Origin of the sequence: Bradyrhizobium sp., assembly GCF_049798375.1 — a bacterium.
Lineage (GTDB): Bacteria > Pseudomonadota > Alphaproteobacteria > Rhizobiales > Xanthobacteraceae > Bradyrhizobium.
Window position 1 is genome coordinate 1 of the sequence record NZ_JBARGP010000656.1, and the last position, 2,240, is coordinate 2,240.

The 2,240-nt window shown below is 66.3% G+C and carries 3 protein-coding genes; 1 reads left to right on the forward strand and 2 read right to left on the reverse strand.

Annotation, left to right across the window (positions count from 1 at the left end):
* Positions 1–183: 183 nt before the first annotated feature.
* A complete protein-coding gene (locus WA702_RS25640) occupies positions 184–879 on the reverse strand; it encodes a DUF1345 domain-containing protein (protein ID WP_425113338.1) in 696 nt (231 codons plus the stop codon).
* Between the two features lie 11 nt (positions 880–890).
* Positions 891–1,814 carry a polyprenyl synthetase family protein gene (locus WA702_RS25645; RefSeq protein WP_425113339.1) on the reverse strand — a complete coding sequence of 308 codons (924 nt, stop codon included), beginning with the start codon at positions 1,812–1,814 and terminating at the stop codon, positions 891–893.
* Positions 1,815–2,002: 188 nt separating this feature from the next.
* On the opposite strand from WA702_RS25645, the gene WA702_RS25650 reads away from it, so the two are divergent.
* Positions 2,003–2,240: transglycosylase domain-containing protein (locus WA702_RS25650; RefSeq protein ID WP_425113340.1), on the forward strand; the 238-nt coding region annotated here is incomplete at its 3' end.

Genomic DNA, 2,240 nt, shown 5'->3' on the forward strand with positions numbered 1-2,240 from the left:
GGATGACGGTGTGCTCCCTCTCCCCGTCCTTCACGGGGAGAGGGTTGGGGTGAGGGGCAGACGCTTGCTCTATGTAAGTTGTTAGACCTGTACCCCCTCACCCGGATTGCATCTTGCGATGCAATCCGAGCTCTCCCCGCAAGCGGGGCGAGGTTAGAGCGCGCGCCGAATGATGCGTAACGATCAGCTCGAGATCGCGCTGGCCGCGATGTTGACCATCAGCGCGACCAGCGCGGTGTTGTAGATGAAGGAGATGATGCCGTGCACGGTTGCGGTGCGGCGGATGACCTTGTCGGTGATGCCGACGTCGGAGACCTGCGCGGTCATGCCGATCACGAAGGAGAAGTAGACGAAGTCCCAGTAGTCGGCCGGCTCCTTGCCGTCGCCGCTGGGGAATTGCAGCCCGCCGGGCTTCTTGCCGCGATAATAGTCGTGGGCGTAGTGCAGGGCGAAGCTGGTGTGAACCACCGCCCAGGACAGCGTCACGGTCAATGTCGCCAGCGCCAGCGCGGCTGCATTGCCCTTGGCGGCGCCGAGTTCGGAGACGATGGCGGCGACGCTGGCGAAGGCGCCGAGCGCGGTCACCAGCAGGATCACGAAGCGGCCGTCATCCTGCTTGATGGCGTCGCGGCGGATGTGATGCTGCTCGCAGCGGAGCATCATCAGCCCGACCAGCAAGAGGTAGAGCGCAGCGAACAGGTCCCAGCCGATCAGCAGCCTTGTGCCGAGCCGCAGCGCGTGCGGCAGGGCCAAGGTCGTGGCGACGGCGATGCCCAGCGCGACGAAGGTGCGGGGCCGAGAGTAGACCACCCGCAGCGCCATCGGCAGCCGCGCGAAGCGGGCAAGAACCGGATCGTCATCCGTCACATTGCCCGCCATGGCTTGCCGGCTCAGCTCTTGCGTTCGGCGACGAAGCGGGCGGCGGCGCGCAGCACGTCGCCCCTGGCGCCGAAGATCGACAGCGCGGCGTCGCCGCGCGCGAGCAGATCGCGCACGCGCTGCTTGGCGCCGTCGATGCCGAGCTGGGTGACGAAGGTGGTCTTGCCGAGTTCGGCATCGGCGCCGGCCGGCTTGCCGAGCGTGGCGGCATCGCTCTCCACGTCGAGCAGGTCGTCGGCGATCTGGAAGGCTTCGCCGAGTGCGCGGCCGAAATCGTCGAGCGCCTGGTACTCCGCAGCCGAAGCCTGGCCGAGCAGGGCGCCGGCGATGCAGCCGAAGCGGAGCAGGGCGCCGGTCTTCATCTGCTGAACGCGGGCGACGTCGACCGGCTCGCGATCGCCGAAACGGCCTTCGCCGGCCAGATCGAGCATCTGGCCGCCAGCCATGCCACCGATACCGGCGCAGCGAGCCAGCGCCCGGGTCAGCGCCAGGCGGACGCCGGCGTCTGGATGGATCTCGTCGCGGGTGATGATGTCGAAGGCGATGGTCAACAGCGCGTCACCGGCGAGGATCGCCGTGGCGTCGTCATAGGCCTTGTGCAGGGTGGGACGGCCGCGGCGCAGATCGGAATTGTCCATCGCCGGCAAATCGTCATGGATCAGGGAGTAGCAATGGATGCATTCGAGCGCGGCGCCCACCAGCAGCGCGCCCTTTGGCGGCACGCTGAACACGGCTGCGCTCTCGACCACCAGAAACGGGCGCAGCCGCTTGCCGCCGTTGAGGCTCGAATAGCGCATCGACTCGATCAGCCGCTTCGGACGGGAGATTTCGTCTTGCATGGGGGCATCGGACAAAAGCTCGGCCAGCAGGGCTTCGGTGTCCTCGGCGGTCTTGTCCAGGCGTCGGGTGAAGTCGGTCAGGGCCGTCACGGTCATCAAGAAGTGCTCCAGGGAGGCAAAATTTGGCCGGACAATCGTTGATGGCGCGGCGTCAGTCAATTGCGGGTGGAGCGGCGGCCTTTGGCCGCGCAGGGCCCGAAAAAGGCAGGAAACTTCATGGAGATATCGGATAATGCCGGCACGATCGCAGCCGAAAGCACCATTCCAGCCAGGCGAAGCCTCATTTGCGCCCCTTCCGAACCCTCTTCGTCCTCATCGTGCTGGTGCTGCTGGTGCCCTACGTGCTGACGCCATTCTATGCCGTCGGCCACCCGGTCTCGACCCTGATGCTGTGTCGCTCGGTGACGGGCAGGCCGGTCGAGCGGCGCTGGATCGAACTGTCGGCGATGTCGCCTTACCTGCCGCGCTCGGTGGTCTCGGCGGAGGATGCCAAATTCTGCAGCCATCATGGCATCGATTGGG

Excerpts from the sequence above, each read along its gene's own strand:
- WA702_RS25645 (WP_425113339.1), bottom strand. The coding sequence starts at position 1,814 with ATGACCGTGACGGCCCTGACCGACTTCACCCGACGCCTGGACAAGACC.
- WA702_RS25640 (WP_425113338.1), bottom strand. The coding sequence starts at position 879 with ATGGCGGGCAATGTGACGGATGACGATCCGGTTCTTGCCCGCTTCGCG.